This is a genomic window from Aminobacter sp. MSH1 (genome assembly GCF_003071665.1).
GTDB classification, from domain to species: domain Bacteria; phylum Pseudomonadota; class Alphaproteobacteria; order Rhizobiales; family Rhizobiaceae; genus Aminobacter; species Aminobacter niigataensis.
This window is the reverse complement of the sequence record NZ_CP026265.1, coordinates 292,066-308,824: the sequence shown is the minus strand read 5'-3', so window position 1 is coordinate 308,824 and position 16,759 is coordinate 292,066. Positions and strand designations below refer to the sequence as shown.

The following is a 16,759-nucleotide window of genomic DNA, read 5'->3' as shown; positions in this document are numbered from 1 at the left end:
CTCACTGCCCGAGGACCTCAATGCTCAGCGTTCTGTCAAATCGTGTCTATCGCCATCTGTTCATGGCGCAAGTGATTGCCTTGATTGGTACAGGATTGGCTACGGTTGCCCTGGGACTGCTCGCCTTTGAACTCGCTGGGGAAAATGCAGGCGCGGTCTTGGGGACGGCGCTGGCAATCAAGATGATTGCGTATGTCGTGGTGGCGCCCATCGCGGCGGCTTTCGCTGAAAGGCTGCCACGCAGATCCATGCTGGTGGCATTGGATTTAGTCAGGGCGGCGGTCGCTGTTGCTCTGCCGTTCGTTACTGAAATCTGGCAGATCTACGTGCTGATCTTCCTGTTGCAAGCTGCGTCCGCCGGCTTCACCCCGACGTTCCAGGCGACGATCCCCGACGTGCTGCCGGAAGAGAAGGACTATACACGGGCTTTGTCTCTTTCGCGTTTGGCCTACGACCTCGAAAGTGTCGCAAGCCCTATGCTCGCGGCAGCGCTGCTGTCGGTCATCAGCTTTCATAGTCTGTTTGCAGGAACTGTCGTCGGGTTCCTGGCATCGGCGGCCCTCGTCCTCACGGTGGTTCTGCCGAGCCCGCATCCATCCGAACCGCGCGGAGTCTACGAACGTACGACACGCGGCATTCGCATCTACCTTTCGACCCCGCGACTTCGCGGTCTTCTTGCTCTCAACATGGCTGTCGCAGGCGCGAGCGCGATGGTCATCGTCAACACGGTCGTGATCGTCCAAGGGCAGTTCGGGCTTGGACAACGTCAGACGGCGTTGGCGCTGGCCGCTTTCGGCGCGGGCTCGATGCTGGCTGCATTGTCGCTCCCTCGCATGCTTGAGAACATTTCCGACCGCGTTGCCATGTTCTCGGGTGCGGGCCTCATGGTGATTGGTATTCTATTCGGGCCTTTGGCGACCAATTACCTCACACTCTTGCTTCTTTGGTTTGTGCTGGGCCTTGGTTTTTCGTTGACCCTGACGCCATCCGGCCGCCTGCTTCGGCGGTCGGCTGCTCCGGTGGATCGGCCTGCGCTGTTTGCCGCGCAGTTCGCGCTCTCCCATGCCTGCTGGCTGATCACCTATCCAATTGCTGGTCGCGTTGGCGCCCTGATCGGACTGCCGGCCACCTTCGTCCTCCTTGGGGTTTTAGGTGCCGTGGCCTACGTCGCAGCATTGCGCTTGTGGCCGAGCAACGATCCGGAAGTCCTCGCGCATACCCATGACGATCTTCCTCACGATCACCAGCATCTCGCCGACGCGGTCTGGACCGAAGGCGGGTACGAGCATTCACACGGCTATGTCATCGATGACAGGCATCAGGCTTGGCCGAGGGCATAAGAAGGCGTGGCGTGGGGGAAGGGCGGCTCGGCCGTTCCGCGTGCAGGTCGACGGATCGAACATGAGGTGTCGCGCAGATGCCGGCGCCGAATGGCGCCGGCGAGAGTTTTGATGTTAGGTTACATCATCTGCTTTATGTCTGCGTACGCGCCGTTAGTCTTCAGCGTCACGACGACGTCGGCGTCGGTCCGATTGCGCCAGAACCAGCCATGGTTACCATCGAAAGCTGCTTCCAGGACGCCTTCATCCTGACCCACGCCACGGCCCTTTTTGTAGCTGATATTTTCGCCACCACCATCACCATGAGCATCGAAGTTCACGACCGCGCCGTTGGCGCTCCAAGCGTAATTCGCCCGAGCTCCCTTAACCATCGCAAGCTTCACTTCGACGCCTTCGCCGGGCTTCAGTGTCACAGATAGTTCATCGGTGCGCATCTCCTGGGCCGAAGCCGTGCCGATCACCAGTTCAGCGAAGATGCGCTGAAAAATGCTCGACTCCTGGTCTGTCGCCGGCGCAGGTGCCTGTGGAGTTGCCTGCGTTTCGCGCAGCCTGTCAGCTTCCGCTTCCTCGGCGAGTTGGCTCTTGATCTCACCCATTTCAGTCAGACCGAGAACACGGCCGGCCCCGGTCGGGTCGAGCCCGTATTCGGACGGGAGCACGACGGCCACGAGGATCGCAGCGGCAGCGGCAATCGCGATGACGGTCGACTTGAGCAGTTGCGCGGAGGTCGGCAGTTCGGCTGCCGTCGGAATGTTGGAATTGTACATAGATGTCTTCCTTTATTAGGCGACGAAATAGCCGGTGAGCTGATATCCGATCAGCACGAAACCAGCGGTCATCATGAGGACGTTCGCAGTGTAGGCGTGTTTCCAGAAACTTGACGTCTTGCGCCAGTAGCCCATCAGGATGAGGATCGCAGCGAGCGCGAGAAGCTGGCCGATTTCCACTCCCACATTGAAGGCGAGCAGGTTGGGCAACAGGCCGTCCGGCGCGATGTCATAGTCCAGGATCTTTGTCGCGAGGCCGAGACCATGGAAGAAACCGAAAATCAGAGTCGCAGCCTTGGTGTTGGGCTGGAATCCCAACCAGCGCTGGAACGCTCCCATATTGTCGAGCGCCTTGTAGACGACCGAAAGGCCGATAATCGCGTCGATCAGATAGGAGCTGACATTCCAGCCGAAGTAGACGCCGAGAAGCATCGTGGTCGAATGCCCAATGGCAAACAGGCTGACATAGATGCCGATGTGTTTTGCTCGGTACAGGAAGAAGATGACACCGAAGAGGAACAGCAAGTGATCGTATCCGGTCACCATGTGCTTGGCACCCAGATAGAGGAAGGAGATCAAGTGAACGCCTGTGATTTCCTGGATGTAGCCCTTGTCGCCTTCGGCAACGCCGTGCGCGTAGGCTAGCCCACTTAGAATGGGCAAGAGGAATATTGTAAACAGAGTGAGAAGGATCAGGTGGTTGGGCGCTATAGCACCCAACCACCTGCCTTCTGAGCGAGGTCTTTGCATGATTGAATTCCATGAAGTGTTTGCTGTGGCCGTTAACGGCCGTGGATCACGACAAGGAAAGGTGGCGCGGGGGGCGTTTGATCTTTAGCCGCAGTTCCAGATCGATTGTTGGCTGCTCGATCATCTGCCAGGCGCGAGGCTGGTAGATGCCGAAAAAAGGCAGGATCGCAACGGCGCTTGGCGTCTCGTGCGAGTGGTCGGCGAAGTGCTGTGTATGGGAGCTTTCTTTGCCGGAGGACTGGTCCTCGTCATGGCTGTGTCCGTGAGACGCCGCGCCAACACCTTCGGTGTGCGCTGTGGACTGGATCACGTCGGATTTCGAAAAGGCGGGGCCGGCAAGCGGGAACAAAATAACGGCAAACTGCAGCACCGCCAAAACGGCGGCCCGAAATGCCCTCATGTGTGTCCAAGCCAGCATGCTTAACAAAATATGCCCGTCGCCTTAATGGCTGGTTACGTGCTGATCAGGCTAAGCCCGTTCGGCGATAGTCACGACTCATCGCTTCCTCTCCTATTTACAACGAATCGGGCAATAGCAAGATCAGCGTCGAGGGCCCTTAACCCGCGCCAAAATGCCACGAGACGGCATGCTTGAAACAGTTGGTCGAAGGCGAAACCACCCCGCGTCGTGACGGTTGGAGCATCTGTGTGCCATACGTTCGGCGCGCTCCACGCATAGTCACTCTCGACAAATCGTTATGGTTTGTTCAATAGAACGGGCATGGAAACGCCTGTCCCGACATCGTCCCCCAGTCGATTCGCTGCCTTCGGTGGAGGCGCCATTGTCGGTTTACTTGGCGGGCTGATTGGCCTTGGCGGGGCCGAATTTCGACTGCCACTACTCATCGGTTTTTTCAGGTTCGCCGCCTTGGAAGCGGTCATCCTCAACAAGGCGACGTCGCTCGTTGTGGTGGCAACAGCTCTCCCGTTCCGGGCAGGTTCCGTGCCGCTCGCCGATGTGGCAAGCCAATGGCCAATCCTGGTGAACCTGCTGGCGGGGAGCTTGGTCGGGGCTTGGTTCGGGGCAGGATGGGCCACGCGGCCTAATTCCGCAACGCTGTACAAAGTGATTGCCGTCCTCTTGATCATGATCGCAGTGGTCCTGGTTTTCGGTCACAATACGACGTTATCGGGCCGCCCGTTATTTGGCGGCGCGGCGCTTCTTGTGGCGGGCATCGTTGCTGGGTTCGCAATTGGCATCGTGGCTTCATTGATGGGAGTAGCCGGCGGCGAGCTTTTGATTCCAACGCTCGTTCTGCTTTTCGGAGCCGACATCAAGCTCGCCGGAAGTCTGTCGCTAGCGGTCAGCCTGCCGACCATGATCGTTGGGTTTGCACGCTATAGCCGAGACCAAAGCTTCCAAGTGTTGGGGCGCAACCAGTCCTTCCTGCTCTTTATGGCGATGGGTTCCATCGTAGGGACATTCACCGGCGGACAGTTGATTGGAATCGTGCCGGACACTGTTCTCCTTCCAGGACTCGCGGCAATCCTTCTTGTCTCGGCATGGAAGGTCTGGGGCCACAGATAGATAATGCTCGCCCAATGCAGGCTTCGTCACGCCGTGGCAGCTGAGCGCTTATGATAGATGCGACGTCCGTCATTTCAGGCATATCCGTACCACGTCGATCAGTTCCTTAGCCCCTTGGTCCGCTCCAGGTCAGTTTCGCGATCAGGATCGGCGCGGGCATGCGAATGTGGTCTTCGATGAGTTCGGCGGTAAGCCCGTTTATGGCGAGACGAGCCCGACAAAGCGCGGCGGACTGTTGACTATATCCTCTCCAGGGGGATAGCTAATGGCATGTCTGATCACGTTCATGCTTCGCACCCTGCCATCGTCAAGCGCTTGAGGCGCGCTGAAGGACATCTCCGCAGCATCATAAGCATGCTTGAGGGGGGCAGGCCGTGCCTGGATGTCGCCCAGCAGCTACACGCCGTCGAGAAAGCCGTCAGCCAGGCAAAGCGAACATTGATTCAGGATCATCTGGATCATTGCCTCGAGGAAACGGTAGGGCCGCTTCCGCTCGAACAGCGGCGGACGATCGACGAATTCAAAGAAATCACCAAGTACCTGTGAGGCGGGCCATGACGGACAAGGTACGTAACTGGTTCGGCTTCGGCCCGATGACGGCCCTAGCAGGCCAAGGACACGATCACAGGGATGGTGGCCATGGCCATACGCATGGCGTGATCGACCCCACGATCGCGACGACCACGCGAGGTATCTGGGCGATCAAATGGTCCTTCATCGTTTTGGCCATTACGGCCGCGCTCCAACTTGTGATCGTGTACTTCTCCGGAAGCGTGGCGCTGCTGGCTGATACGATCCACAATGTCGGCGATGCGGTTACGGCTATCCCGCTGTGGATAGCGTTCATGCTGGCTCGCCGCAAACCGAGCAAGACATTCACTTATGGCTTGGGCCGGGTTGAAGATCTGGCCGGAATCCTGATCGTCCTTATCATTCTTTTCAGCGCGATCGTCGCCGGCTACGAGGCGATCGACAGGCTGGTCAATCCGCGGCCAATTGCATTTCTTGGTTGGGTAGCGGTGGCAGGCATTATAGGCTTCATCGGCAACGAAGCAGTTGCCGTGTTCCGTATCCGCGTCGGCCGAGAGATCAACAGCGCGGCGCTGATCGCGGATGGCTATCATGCCCGCACCGATGGCTTCACAAGCCTGGCGGTGGTCCTCGGCGCTATCGGCGTATGGCTTGGATTTCCGCTTGCCGATCCCATCATCGGTCTCTTGATCACGTTGGCGATCTTCGTGATTGTCTGGCAGTCTTCGAAAGCTGTTCTTACTCGCATGCTTGACGGCGTCGAGCATGGCATAGTCGACGAAATCTACCACGCCTCCGAGCATGTATCCGGCGTCGAGGCGGTCAGTGGCGTAAAGGCGCGCTGGATCGGGCATCGCCTTCATGCGGATGTTGCTATCCGCGTACCGGAAACGGCGACGGTGGCAGACGTGCTTAAGGTAACCGACGCCCTAAAGCAGGAACTGTTTGCCCACTTGCCGGCATTGGCGGAAGCGACTGTTCGCCTGGATAACCCAGCGACTTCGGTCGGGCCAAGTGGAGAAGTGTCCCACATCCAACATCATCACGCTCCAGCGCCCTTCAAGGTCACGAGTGATCTGGTCGATGGTTCATTGGAGATAGTCGATACGCCTAATGGGGAGCGCATGCGTCTCACAGTCGATCGGCATGTCGACGGCCTGGCAGCCGCCGTGGTTATCGAGAGGCCTGGGGGACCCGAAACACTGCCCCTCATATCCGTCGCCGGTGATCACCATCGCTACGAGAGCGCTGTCGCTCCCGCCGAACCTCACGAGTTTCAAGCGAGGCTGATCTTGAGCGCGATTGATCGGCAGCGAGAGCTGCCATTCACGATGGTAGAACCGGAAGACCACCACCACTGAGGCCACAAAAGCCTATGCTCATCCGTTTATGCCCCGTTGTGTCGTCGCGCACTGCAAAAAGAAAAATCATTAATGCTTCAAGTTCTCACCAGTCGCACCTACCGTCATCTCTTTCTAGCCCAGGTCATTGCCCTGATCGGGACGGGGCTTGCCACCGTCGCGCTTGGCCTGTTGGCATTTGAGCTTGCTGGCGACAACGCGGGTGCGGTGCTTGGAACCGCGCTTGCCATCAAGATGATTGCCTATGTCCTCGTTGCCCCAATCGCTGCTGCTTTTGCCGAAAGGCTACCGCGACGATCGATGCTCGTCGCGCTCGACCTGGTTCGGGCTGCCGTGGCGGTACTTCTGCCTTTTGTCACAGAGATATGGCAGATTTACGTGCTGATCTTCCTCCTGCAAGCCGCGTCTGCGGGGTTCACGCCGACGTTCCAAGCGACGATCCCCGACGTGTTGCCGGAAGAGAAAGACTATACGCGCGCCCTGTCTCTGTCGCGGCTGGCCTACGATCTCGAAAGTGTCGCCAGCCCGATGCTTGCGGCGGCGTTGCTGTCGGTCATCAGCTTCCACAGCCTGTTCGCCGGCACGGTGGTGGGCTTTCTCGCTTCCGCTGCGCTGGTCGTTTCTGTTGTTTTGCCAAGCCCTCAGCCGTCTGCGCCACGAGGCATATACGAGCGCACCACGCGTGGAATACGCATCTATCTCGCGACCCCGCGACTGCGCGGTCTGCTGTCGCTCAACCTCGCCGTTGCAGCCGGAAGCGCCATGGTGATCGTTAATACAGTAGTCCTTGTCCAAGGGCAGTTCGGCTTGTCGGAACGCCAGACCGCGCTTGCGCTCGCAGCCTTCGGCGGCGGATCGATGCTTGCGGCGCTGGGACTACCGCGGCTGCTCGAAAATCTTCCCGATCGCCTGGCGATGTTGTCGGGTGCAGGTCTTATGGTTGCCGGGGTGTTTGTTGGCCCGTTGGTCAGCAGCTATCCGCAGCTTCTAGCTCTATGGTTCGTCTTCGGGCTCGGCTTTTCTCTCGCCCTGACCCCGTCGGGCAGGTTGATCCGTCGTTCTGCCGATCCCGTCGATCGGCCTGCGCTGTTTGCCGCACAGTTTGCCCTCTCGCACGCTTGCTGGCTGATAACTTATCCCATTGCTGGCCGCGTCGGAGCCACAATGGGGCTGCCCTTTACGTTCATCTTGCTCGGCATCATCGGCGGCGTGGCCTTCCTTGCTTCGCTGTGGCTATGGCCTAGCCACGATCCCGAGGTCCTGACCCACACTCATGATGACCTGCCACAGGACCATGATCACCTCGAAGACGCCATCTGGACCGATGCCGGCTTTGAGCATTCGCATGGTTACGTTGTCGATGATCGGCATCCGAAATGGCCGAAAGCAAGCTAAGCACACCAATGGTCGGCGAAAGCGCCGTTTGCGGCGGCCCATTGCTGACCGCGTTCGCCGCAGCAACAATCATACCGATGCACACCTCGCAGAGTTGCTTCAGACTGAAGCTTGCCTTTCGGCCACGTCAAAAGCCCACATTTCAGGTTGCGCGGCCGTCTCCGAACAACACCAAATATGTCTATACAAAGAAGAAGTCCGAATGTACGATCTTCTGCAATAAAAGTAACAATGGGGAACTGAAATGACCACTCTGGACCGTCGCAATTTCCTTGCCGGCACCGCTGGCTTGAGCTTGATCGCTGCATTACCGCGTGTGGCTTTTTCGCAGACGAATGAAACACTTAAGATTGCCATCGCCGCTGAAACCGGCGACCTCGATTTGCTCCAGAACGTTTCCACGTTGAGCACCTACACCGTGGTGTTCGATGCGCTCGTGCACTACGGGCAGAACGGCAAGCTTGAGCCGGGCCTTGCCACCAAATGGACGGTGGCTGACGATCAGCTGTCGATTGCCTTCGACCTCAGGGAAGGCGTCAGCTTTAGCGACGGAACGCCCTTCGATTCCGCGGCCGCTGAGTGGAACCTCAAGCGCTGGATGGGCAAGAGCGACTTCTCCTGGATCGGCGTTTCCGATGCTTTCGACTCGGTTGTCACGGATGGGCCGAACAAGCTGACAATCAAGTTGAAGCGCCCTGTGCCCGCAGCCCTACTCGAACTGACCATTGTGCGACCTGTGCGTTTCCTTTCGCCCAAGGCCGTCAATGCCGATGGCAAGCAGACCGCGCCGATCGGCACTGGTCCATGGATCGTCGAAAAATACGATTCGAGCGGCACGTCACTCGTCCGCAATGACAAATATTGGGGTGAGAAGCCGCTGTTCAGTCGGATCGAGTTGAGGGTGGTTCCTGACGAACTGGCCCGTGCCAACGGTTTACGCTCCGGCGACCTCGACGTGATCGGCGGAGACTGGGTGGCAACGCTTTCCCCTCGCCGCGCGAGGGCTCTCGAAGGCGACGGCATGAAAGTGGTGGCGGAGCCGGGCACGGCGACGATGTTGCTCGGCTATTCGCCGAAATCCAAGGTCATCGCCGACAAGACTGTTCGGGATGCCATTTATGTTTCCATTGACCGTGAGGCGATCGCCAAGGTTCTGTTCGAAGGTTTTGCCGATCCGATCGCCGATCTTTTCCCGGCCAATGTGCCGTCATCAGGCAAGCGGCATGACGTGCCTGCGCGCGACGTCGCTGCGGCGAAGAAGATCCTGGCTGACGGCGGATGGGCGGAAAGCGGCGGGAGCTGGAGCAAAGACGGGGCACCGCTTGCCGTGGATTTCCTCGTTTCCGACGAGTCCCTGCCAGGGTCGAGACGCATTGCGGAGATGATCCAGGGTCAGCTGTCCGAGGTCGGTTTTCAGGTTCAGGTCTCCTCTGTCGACAATGCGACGATGCATGACCGCCGTCCGGCGTTCGAATACGACCTGGCATTTTTCACCACTTATGGTGCGCCCTATGATCCCCACGGCACACTCGGCAATTCCTTTGTATCGACGGCCGATAGCGGACCGGACGGCAAAATTTATGTCGCCGATGCCCTCGACGTCGTCGTCAAGGCAGCCCTTGAGGCGAGTGGAGACGAGCGCGAGCTGAAGATGCAGGCGCTTTACGACTGGCTGGACGACAACCGGGCAATCTGCCCGCTGGTTGTCGGCCAGCGGCTCTGGGCGCACAATCCGCGGGTGGAAAATTTCTCGCTTCCGGCAACCGACTACGATCTGCCGTTCAAGGCGATCACGCTGAAAGCCTGATAAGTCCAAGCGAGGTCTATCCATGAGACGCACTATTCTGCGAAGGATGTTGCTCGCCTGCCTCCTGGTTGTGGCGGCATCCGCTTTGACGTTTGCCCTGGTGGCGGCGGCTCCTGGCAATGTCGCGGCCCTTATTGCCGAGCGCGCGGCCGGCCCCGGAGCGGACGCGCAAATGATCGCCAAGATCGGCAACGAACTTGGCCTCTACGACCCGCTTCCGATACGATACGGACGCTGGCTTGCCAGTGCCCTGACTGGCGATTTCGGTGTTTCGCTGAGGACAGGAAAGCCAATTTCCGAGGAATTCGCCGCCCGCATTCCAATGACGGCTGTTTTGCTCGGCGGCGGTGGCGTTCTTGCCTTCGTCCTTGCGCTAGGCTTGGGCCTTGCCGGGGCGGTCAGCAATGGCGGTGCGATGGATCGGTTCCTTCACGCGTTCTCGCTGATCGGCGCTTCGACCCCGAACTTCTTCGTGGCCGCATTGCTGGTCATCGTGTTTTCGGTGATGCTGGGTTGGGTTCCCACTTTCGGTATTAGCGGTTTTAGCTCGTGGCTCTTGCCGTGGGTGACAATCGCGCTGTTTCCAGCATCCGTGCTCAGCCGCGTCGTTCGGGTCAACCTCCAGGAAGCAATGTCGCGGCCCTTTGCGACCACCGGCTTCGCCAAGGGCCACACCAGAACCCAAGTGCTGCTGCGTGAGGCGTTGCCCAACATCGCAATACCGTTCCTGACTACTTTCGGCGCCCAATTCACGCTCATGATCATTGGATCGATCGTCGTCGAGACTGTCTTTGCGCTGCGCGGCGTCGGCTCCTTCTTCATCGAGGCGATACGTTTCCGCGACTTCATCGGCATGCAGTCGGTTTTGCTGCTGTTCGTGTTCTTTTTCGTCATGGTCAATTTCCTTGTCGACGTCATCTGCATGCTTGCAGATCCACGGATGCGCCGGGCGCGGGGAGCGTAGGAACATGACCATGCCTTCGATCAAGGACATGAGGAGCTGGCCCTGGTTGGTGCTTCTTCCCGTAGTCGCCTTCGTCCTCATCGGTATCCTTGCTCCGGTGATCATGCCCTACGATCCCAGCGCACAGGACTATTCGGCGACGTTGCAGGGACCGAGCTGGAGCCATTGGTTCGGGACGGATTATCTCGGTCGCGATGTCTTCAGCCGCATCATTGGCGGTGCCCGAATTTCGTTGGTGGCGATGGCGATCGTTCTCGTGGCGGCCCTCGCCATCGGCGTGGTGATCGGCTCCTTTGCCGGATATGTCGGCGGCCGAGTAGAGCTTGTGCTGATCAGCATGATCGATATAGCGCTGGCGCTTCCCAGCTTGGTGATCGCGCTGGCGCTGATCGGCATCCTGGGTACTGGATACTGGTCGATGATCACTGCGCTTACGCTGGCCTGGTGGGCCAACTACGCCCGCATGAGCCGTGCGGTTGTCACCGCCGAACTGCAGCAACCCTACATCGAAGCGGCACGGGTCATGGGAGCAGGGCATCTTTGGATCTTTGTGCGGCATATACTGCCGCATGTGCTCGCGCTGGTGGTCGTCTACGCAAGCGCGGATGCGGGCGCTCTCGTGCTGGCCATCGCAACACTGAGTTTTCTTGGCCTTGGCGTCGCACCGCCTACGCCCGAGTGGGGCCAGATGCTCGTCGACGGCATGAGCTATATCGAGGAGTATCCCCGGCTCGTCGTCCTGCCCGGCCTGGCCCTGACGCTGGTTGTCGTCAGCTTCAATTTGCTCGGGGAGACTTTTGCGCTGCAAAAGGTACCAAGGCCCGTTCTAGGCAGAATGCTCCGCAAGCGTCGGGAAGCTCGTGCACGTGAAGAGGCGGACCGCAATGCCGTCGAAACCGGAGGTACTTCGGCATGAGCGACAATCAGGCAATCTACTCGATCGACAATCTGGTCATCGATCTCTATGCCACGACCGTTTCCGTACGGGCGGTCGACGGCGTGTCGTTCAGCGTTCGCCCCGGGGAGACAGTCGCGGTCGTTGGCGAAAGCGGGTCGGGTAAGACCGTCATGACGCTCGGCCCTCTCGGCCTGCTGCCTGAGGGCGTGACCGTGGATATGCGTGGGTCGGCGCGGGCCGACGGGCGCGAATTGCTCGGTATGAATTCCAAGCAATTGTCGGACCTACGCGGGCGCTATTTCGGCGTGATCTTTCAGGACCCGATGAGCGCGCTGAACCCGATGTCGAAGATTGGCCCGCAGCTAGCTTCCCAAGCGCGCCGTTTCGCCGGTCTATCGCGTGAGGCCGCGCGAAGGGAAGCGGTGTCGCTTCTCGCACGTTCCGGCATTCCGGATCCCGAGGACCGCTATCATCGCTATCCACATGAAATGTCCGGCGGGATGTTGCAGCGTGCAATGATCGCCCTCGCTCTCGCAGCCCGGCCTCGTTTGTTGATCGCGGACGAGCCGACAACGGCCCTTGATGCCACCGTGCAGGCGCAGATTTTGGAGCTGATCCGCCAGATTCAGCGCGAGGAAGGCATCGCGGTCGTGCTCATCACTCACGACATCGGCGTGGTCGCGTCGGTCGCAGACCGGGTCATCGTTCTTTACGCCGGGCAGGTGGCCGAGGAGGGAACCGCAATGGATGTCCTGACGCGGCCCATTCATCCCTATACGCGCGGGCTGCTCGCGTCGGTCCCGGATTTTCGGGCAGACGACAAGGTCGCGACACGTGAAATACCGGGGTTGCCACCCAGCCAGATCAAACTGATGCCAGGATGCCGCTTTGCTGAACGGTGTGACCTCGCCGAACCCAACTGCCGTCAACACCGGCCGCAGCTTCAGACGATATCTTCTGCGTCCACAGACCCGCATCGCGTGGCCTGCCCGGTCGTGCTTAGGCGAGAGGGAATTGACGCGCATGTCTGATTTTGCCGCGATCGAGGTCAAGGGATTGAAGGTTCATTTTCCGAACCGCTCCGGCACCGGTGCGGTTCGGGCTGTCGATGGCATAGATCTGACAATCCCGCGCGGTGCGTTCCACGGCATCGTCGGCGAGTCCGGTTGCGGAAAGACCACGCTCGCGCGCACCATCGTCGGCCTTCAAAAGGAGAGCGAGGGCACTGTCCTGATCGGCGGAAGAAATCGCGCCGAATGGCTGAAATCGGACAGAAAATCGTTTAGCCGCGAAGTTCAGTTCGTCTTCCAAGATCCCTTGGGGTCGATGAGTCGACGCCAAAGCGTATACCAGACCCTTGAAGAGCCCTTGCAGATCCACCGTCTTGGCTCGTCGGTGGAGCGCAGACGCCGCATCGCCGAACTGCTGGAACTCGTCTCACTGCCGGAAACCGTGCTCGACCGACTTCCGCGCTCACTTTCCGGCGGCCAACGTCAGCGGGTTTCGATTGCGCGCGCACTCGCGCTGAAACCGTCCATACTGGTATGTGACGAACCGCTCAGCGCGCTCGATGTCTCAATCCGCGCACAGATCGTCAATCTGTTCACGTCCCTCCAAAAGCAGCTCGGTCTCACGATCGTAATCGTCGCACATGACCTGGCGATCGTGCGCGAGGTCTGCTCGGAGGTAACGGTGATGTATCTCGGCCGCATCGCCGAGGCTGGCCTGACGCGGCCGCTGTTCCACGAACCCGCCCATCCATACAGCCAGGCTCTGCTTTCTGCGGTTCCTTCGCCCGATCCCCGTATCGAGGCCGACCGCCGCCGCATCATCCTCGCGGGCGATCCTCCAAGCCCAAGCGCACCGCCAAAAGGCTGCCGGTTCAATACGCGCTGTCCCGTCGCCATCGATATCTGCCGCGTGGACGAACCTGAGTTGCGTTCTGTTCCTCACGGCGGTGTCGCCGCATGCCATTTAGCCAATGGCGACGTCCGGCCCGTGATCTGAACCGAGGTGGGGACTCAGTCTTCGATTATCTCGAGCCAATTTTCCGCTTCTATTCAGTGGCGTGGTCACACATTTGAAGGCGGTTTCCCTGGTCGAATTGACGCGATATCCCGCTTGCGCATTTGTTTGATCACGTCGGACCGATGGCGTGGACAGCTGAGGATTGCGCCGCTGATGGACGGAGTGACCTTCTGGGATGGTCTTGAGAAACCAAGTTTCGCGCTTCCTGGAACCTGACGGGCTATCCTGCCATCGCCGTCTGCATGGGATTCGGCCTGAAAGGCTTGCTCCTCTCGGTACAGTTAGGAGGCAGGCCGTTCGCCGAGGCCACACTGTTCCAAGTTGCGGCTTTGCTGGAAACGTCGACACCATGGAGGCAACGACGACCGGCGATCTGATGAGTTGGTAAGGGGGGCGGCGGACCACGGAACGCCTCTTTTGAGGATCAACTCCCGCGCAACATGGACGTGTACAGGGTTGGAGATCGCACGAATTCGGGCAATGCGCTTCTCGTCGATGAGGCTGAGCAGCCCGGCCCGACCATCGTCGGTGATCCCGACAGGATTAGGAAGCTGAGGGTAGTTTACCGCAAAGGGACAACGTGCACGCGAGTGCTGCCTGACATTATCTGGCCTTCGGGCATACGAAGGATATGGCTGGGCCTACCGTCCTTTAGCTTTTTGTTTTTGTTGAAAAGATGATGTCCCTCCGGGACCGCCATCTTCACTAGACTGGCGACAAGATGGGGCTCAGCTTTCTCAAATCGCCACGATCAGCGAATGTCGGTATCGGTGGTTGCGTGCCCGTGATTTGAACCTGCCAGTGGCCGGCTCAAGTTTGACCGGAGGCAGAACTGGTCAGCGGACCGGCCCGCGTCAGACAGACGCGTCGAGCCCGCGAGACGATTTGGCCAGATCACGCGCAGCACCAAGCTACGCTGCACGCGCTTCGACGTCGGCAGTCTCGTTAGTCACGACCTCAGAAAACAAGCGTGAGAGAGCGGTCTGTCTTGCCGCCCGATCGAGGGCGTAGGAAGTTCTCTTAAACTGCATGCCGTCCAGCAGTCCATTGATGTAGCCCGCGATTGTGTCAGCCGCCATGATCAGTGCGGTATCAATGGTGTGGATGTAGCGGCTCGTGACTGTGCCGCGAGAATGACCGAGCAACGCTGCAACGGTGGCTTCCGTAAAGCCGAGATCGTTGGCGATGCTGGCGAAGCTGTGGCGAAGCACGTGGGGTGTTATGTCCTCAAGCGTCGTCCCCTTGAGAACCTTTTTCCAATATTTGGGAAAGCCAACCAGCGATTTGCCCTCGACCGTGCCCGGGAAAACGAAGGTGCCCGGCTCATCCGTCCTTAGACCATCAGTCATGTCCAGAACGGACAGCCCAACCGGCCTTACGGAGGCCCCTTCCTTGCTGTCATCGAATCGAAGGCAGCTATTTTCCTCATCCACCTCCGCCCATTTCAGGCTCACCACTTCGCTCCTCCGACATCCCGTAAGGGCGAGAAACCGTATCACTGCGACAGAGGTGCCAAAGGCATCGTTCTTTCGAGCCTTCCGCAAGATCGCTCCGAGTTCACGATACTCCTGCTCTGTCAGGCGGCGGTCCTTCACGCGATCAGCTTGCTTCCGAACGCCGTGGGCAGGGTTCCTCTCGATGATTCCTTGTTCTATCGCGTAAGTGAAAATGCCACCGAGCAACCCTAGTGCACGAGCGGCTGTTCCGGCTCCACCACGAACAATCGCGCGACCTCGCGCTTTGGTCTTCACATTGGCCTTGGTCCTTCCGGCAGTGACGTCACGGACGAAGCGGTTGACGTCGGGTGAAGCGATGTCCTTGACGCGACGGGTGCCGAGAAGGGGGATGATGTGACGGCGAATCCGGCTCTTGTCGATCGTCAGCGTAGATATCTTCTTAGGTCGGCGCGCTTTGCCCAGGATCAGACCCTTGTCAGCATCTTCAAGATATCGCTCACAAAGTTCCTTCACGGTGATCGCCTGGTGATCGAGGCGCCGTTCCTCGGACGGGTTTTCGCCTTGGGCGATTCTTCCGAGAAGCATGCGCGCCTCACGACGGGCGGTCTCGGGCGTCCACACGCCGTGAAGCCCAATCGTATAGCGGCGGGTACGGCCGGCGGCGCGGTACTGGACGAGGTAGCTTCGTTTTCCGGACCGAAACATGCGCAGTCCGAACCCCGGCAACTCGTCATCCCAGATGAAGTAATCCGCATCGCGTATTTCGGCTGCATCGACAACGCGCTTGGTCAGTCTGGCCATGAGTTGCCCTTCTTGCCCTTCCTCATCTGCTTCTGCGGAAGCACCACGGAAGCAGGCGGGAGAAAATCTCGACCTGTCGTAGCCTACAAGATTCGGCGCTGATGTCAAAATAAATGCGTTGAATCAATGCGATAGAGAGCTACGGCGTACAAAGAGAAACGTTGGTGAAAGCCGCAATTTTTTCCCTCCGAAGGCAGAGGTCACAGGTTCGAATCCTGTCGGGTGCGCCAATCTTTTCAATGACTTCTGATGTTTGAGCGAGCTTGGCGAAATTGCCAACTCACCACACGCTCACCATTGAAGGGATGGCCATGGCGTTCTGCCCTCTAAAGCGCTCGATATCGCCCGAGCAGCGCACCGCGGCGGTTGGACGCGCGACATGAGAAGCCTTATACTTGCATCACTCAGGCTCACATGCTCGCACGCACAAGGTTGATGGTCCACTATGTATGATAGCCTGATGGCACCTTCTGTCAGTTGGGCACACAATGTGGGAATTTTGCGGCCTTGGAGGTGAAAAACAGTTTCGGCTTACTCAGTCGATAATTTTGCGTCTCCATTAAAAGGCACTTGAGGGTATCCATCTCTATCCGGGACCTATAGGAATTCGCCCGTTTACATAGGTAAGAGCAATCACTATCCGCCACCGCATACAGAGGTGCCTGATCTTGTCGCGGACATGTGCTCCTATGTGAACCAAAATTGGCATATGTCGGCGATCCACCTAGCCTATTTGTTTTGGCGGATGAATTGGATTCACCTATTCGCAGACGGGAACGGGCGAACGGCGCGCGTTGTCTCGTATCTCGTTCTTAGTGTGAAACTTCACAGCATCCTTCCTGGCGCCCCCACGATCCCTGATCTTATCGCAGTGGATAAGACACCCTACTATAAGGCTCTCGAAGGGGCCGATGATTCGTGGAAGCGTGGCATAGTCGCCGTTGCCGATATGGAGGCAATGCTTGAAAATATGCTCGCGATGCAGCTTCTAAAGGCGACGGAAGAAGCTGCGCTACAGCGCTGTATTCCTCGTTGGCTTTGCGCCTCCGACGCACTAGTTCAGTTCCTTTATCTGTTTGAAGACGAGTGGCTGTCGCCAAAACGAAACCGACTAGCTGATGCGGCGATCGGC

The 16,759-nt window shown here is 58.8% G+C and carries 15 protein-coding genes; 11 read left to right on the top strand and 4 right to left on the bottom strand.

All coding sequences use genetic code 11. From position 1 onward, the window contains the following. Positions 1-20: 20 nt before the first annotated feature. A complete protein-coding gene (locus tag CO731_RS01535; protein ID WP_108605651.1) occupies positions 21-1,340 on the top strand; it encodes an MFS transporter in 1,320 nt (439 codons plus the stop codon). A 119-nt stretch (positions 1,341-1,459) separates the two neighbouring features. Here CO731_RS01535 and CO731_RS01530 read toward each other — a convergent pair whose 3' ends face one another. The 3 genes from CO731_RS01530 to CO731_RS01520 all read right to left on the bottom strand — a co-directional run bounded on the left by CO731_RS01530 (position 1,460) and on the right by CO731_RS01520 (position 3,257). Beyond that, a complete protein-coding gene (locus CO731_RS01530) occupies positions 1,460-2,107 on the bottom strand; it encodes a transmembrane anchor protein (RefSeq protein WP_108605650.1) in 648 nt (215 codons plus the stop codon). A gap of 15 nt (positions 2,108-2,122) precedes the next feature. Continuing rightward, a complete protein-coding gene (locus CO731_RS01525) occupies positions 2,123-2,770 on the bottom strand; it encodes a HupE/UreJ family protein (RefSeq protein ID WP_245439568.1) in 648 nt (215 codons plus the stop codon). Positions 2,771-2,903: 133 nt separating this feature from the next. Next, a complete protein-coding gene (locus CO731_RS01520; protein ID WP_159091523.1) occupies positions 2,904-3,257 on the bottom strand; it encodes a hypothetical protein in 354 nt (117 codons plus the stop codon). A gap of 321 nt (positions 3,258-3,578) precedes the next feature. Here CO731_RS01520 and CO731_RS01515 point away from each other — a divergent pair, with 321 nt between their 5' ends. The 10 genes from CO731_RS01515 to CO731_RS01475 all read left to right on the top strand — a co-directional run bounded on the left by CO731_RS01515 (position 3,579) and on the right by CO731_RS01475 (position 13,348). Beyond that, complete coding sequence (locus CO731_RS01515) at positions 3,579-4,385, top strand: sulfite exporter TauE/SafE family protein (protein ID WP_108605647.1); 807 nt, start codon at positions 3,579-3,581, stop codon at positions 4,383-4,385. Between the two features lie 270 nt (positions 4,386-4,655). Next, entirely contained in the window at positions 4,656-4,931 is a 276-nt protein-coding gene (locus tag CO731_RS01510; RefSeq protein ID WP_108605646.1) for a metal-sensing transcriptional repressor, read from the top strand. 8 nt (positions 4,932-4,939) lie between these two features. Next, positions 4,940-6,277, top strand: coding sequence for a cation diffusion facilitator family transporter (locus CO731_RS01505; RefSeq protein ID WP_108605645.1), 1,338 nt, complete (start codon positions 4,940-4,942; stop codon positions 6,275-6,277). 72 nt (positions 6,278-6,349) lie between these two features. After that, entirely contained in the window at positions 6,350-7,672 is a 1,323-nt protein-coding gene (locus CO731_RS01500; RefSeq protein WP_108605644.1) for an MFS transporter, read from the top strand. Beyond that, the gene (locus CO731_RS28540; RefSeq protein WP_159091522.1) at positions 7,654-7,920 is read left to right on the top strand and encodes a hypothetical protein; all 267 of its coding nucleotides are present in this window, start codon (positions 7,654-7,656) and stop codon (positions 7,918-7,920) included. Before CO731_RS01500 ends, CO731_RS28540 begins: the two co-directional genes overlap by 19 nt. Beyond that, the gene (locus CO731_RS01495; protein ID WP_108605643.1) at positions 7,917-9,479 is read left to right on the top strand and encodes an ABC transporter substrate-binding protein; all 1,563 of its coding nucleotides are present in this window, start codon (positions 7,917-7,919) and stop codon (positions 9,477-9,479) included. The genes CO731_RS28540 and CO731_RS01495 overlap by 4 nt, the downstream gene beginning before the upstream one ends. A 22-nt stretch (positions 9,480-9,501) precedes the next feature. Then, on the top strand, positions 9,502-10,443 hold the full coding sequence (locus CO731_RS01490; protein WP_108605642.1) for an ABC transporter permease: 942 nt from the start codon (positions 9,502-9,504) through the stop codon (positions 10,441-10,443). 4 nt (positions 10,444-10,447) lie between these two features. After that, a complete protein-coding gene (locus tag CO731_RS01485) occupies positions 10,448-11,359 on the top strand; it encodes an ABC transporter permease (RefSeq protein ID WP_199914534.1) in 912 nt (303 codons plus the stop codon). Next, positions 11,356-12,372, top strand: coding sequence for an ABC transporter ATP-binding protein (locus tag CO731_RS01480; RefSeq protein ID WP_108605641.1), 1,017 nt, complete (start codon positions 11,356-11,358; stop codon positions 12,370-12,372). Before CO731_RS01485 ends, CO731_RS01480 begins: the two co-directional genes overlap by 4 nt. Next, the gene (locus CO731_RS01475; RefSeq protein ID WP_108605640.1) at positions 12,365-13,348 is read left to right on the top strand and encodes an ABC transporter ATP-binding protein; all 984 of its coding nucleotides are present in this window, start codon (positions 12,365-12,367) and stop codon (positions 13,346-13,348) included. Before CO731_RS01480 ends, CO731_RS01475 begins: the two co-directional genes overlap by 8 nt. A 932-nt stretch (positions 13,349-14,280) precedes the next feature. Here CO731_RS01475 and CO731_RS01470 read toward each other — a convergent pair. Next, on the bottom strand, positions 14,281-15,627 hold the full coding sequence (locus CO731_RS01470) for a site-specific integrase (protein ID WP_108605639.1): 1,347 nt from the start codon (positions 15,625-15,627) through the stop codon (positions 14,281-14,283). Positions 15,628-16,759: the final 1,132 nt, after the last annotated feature.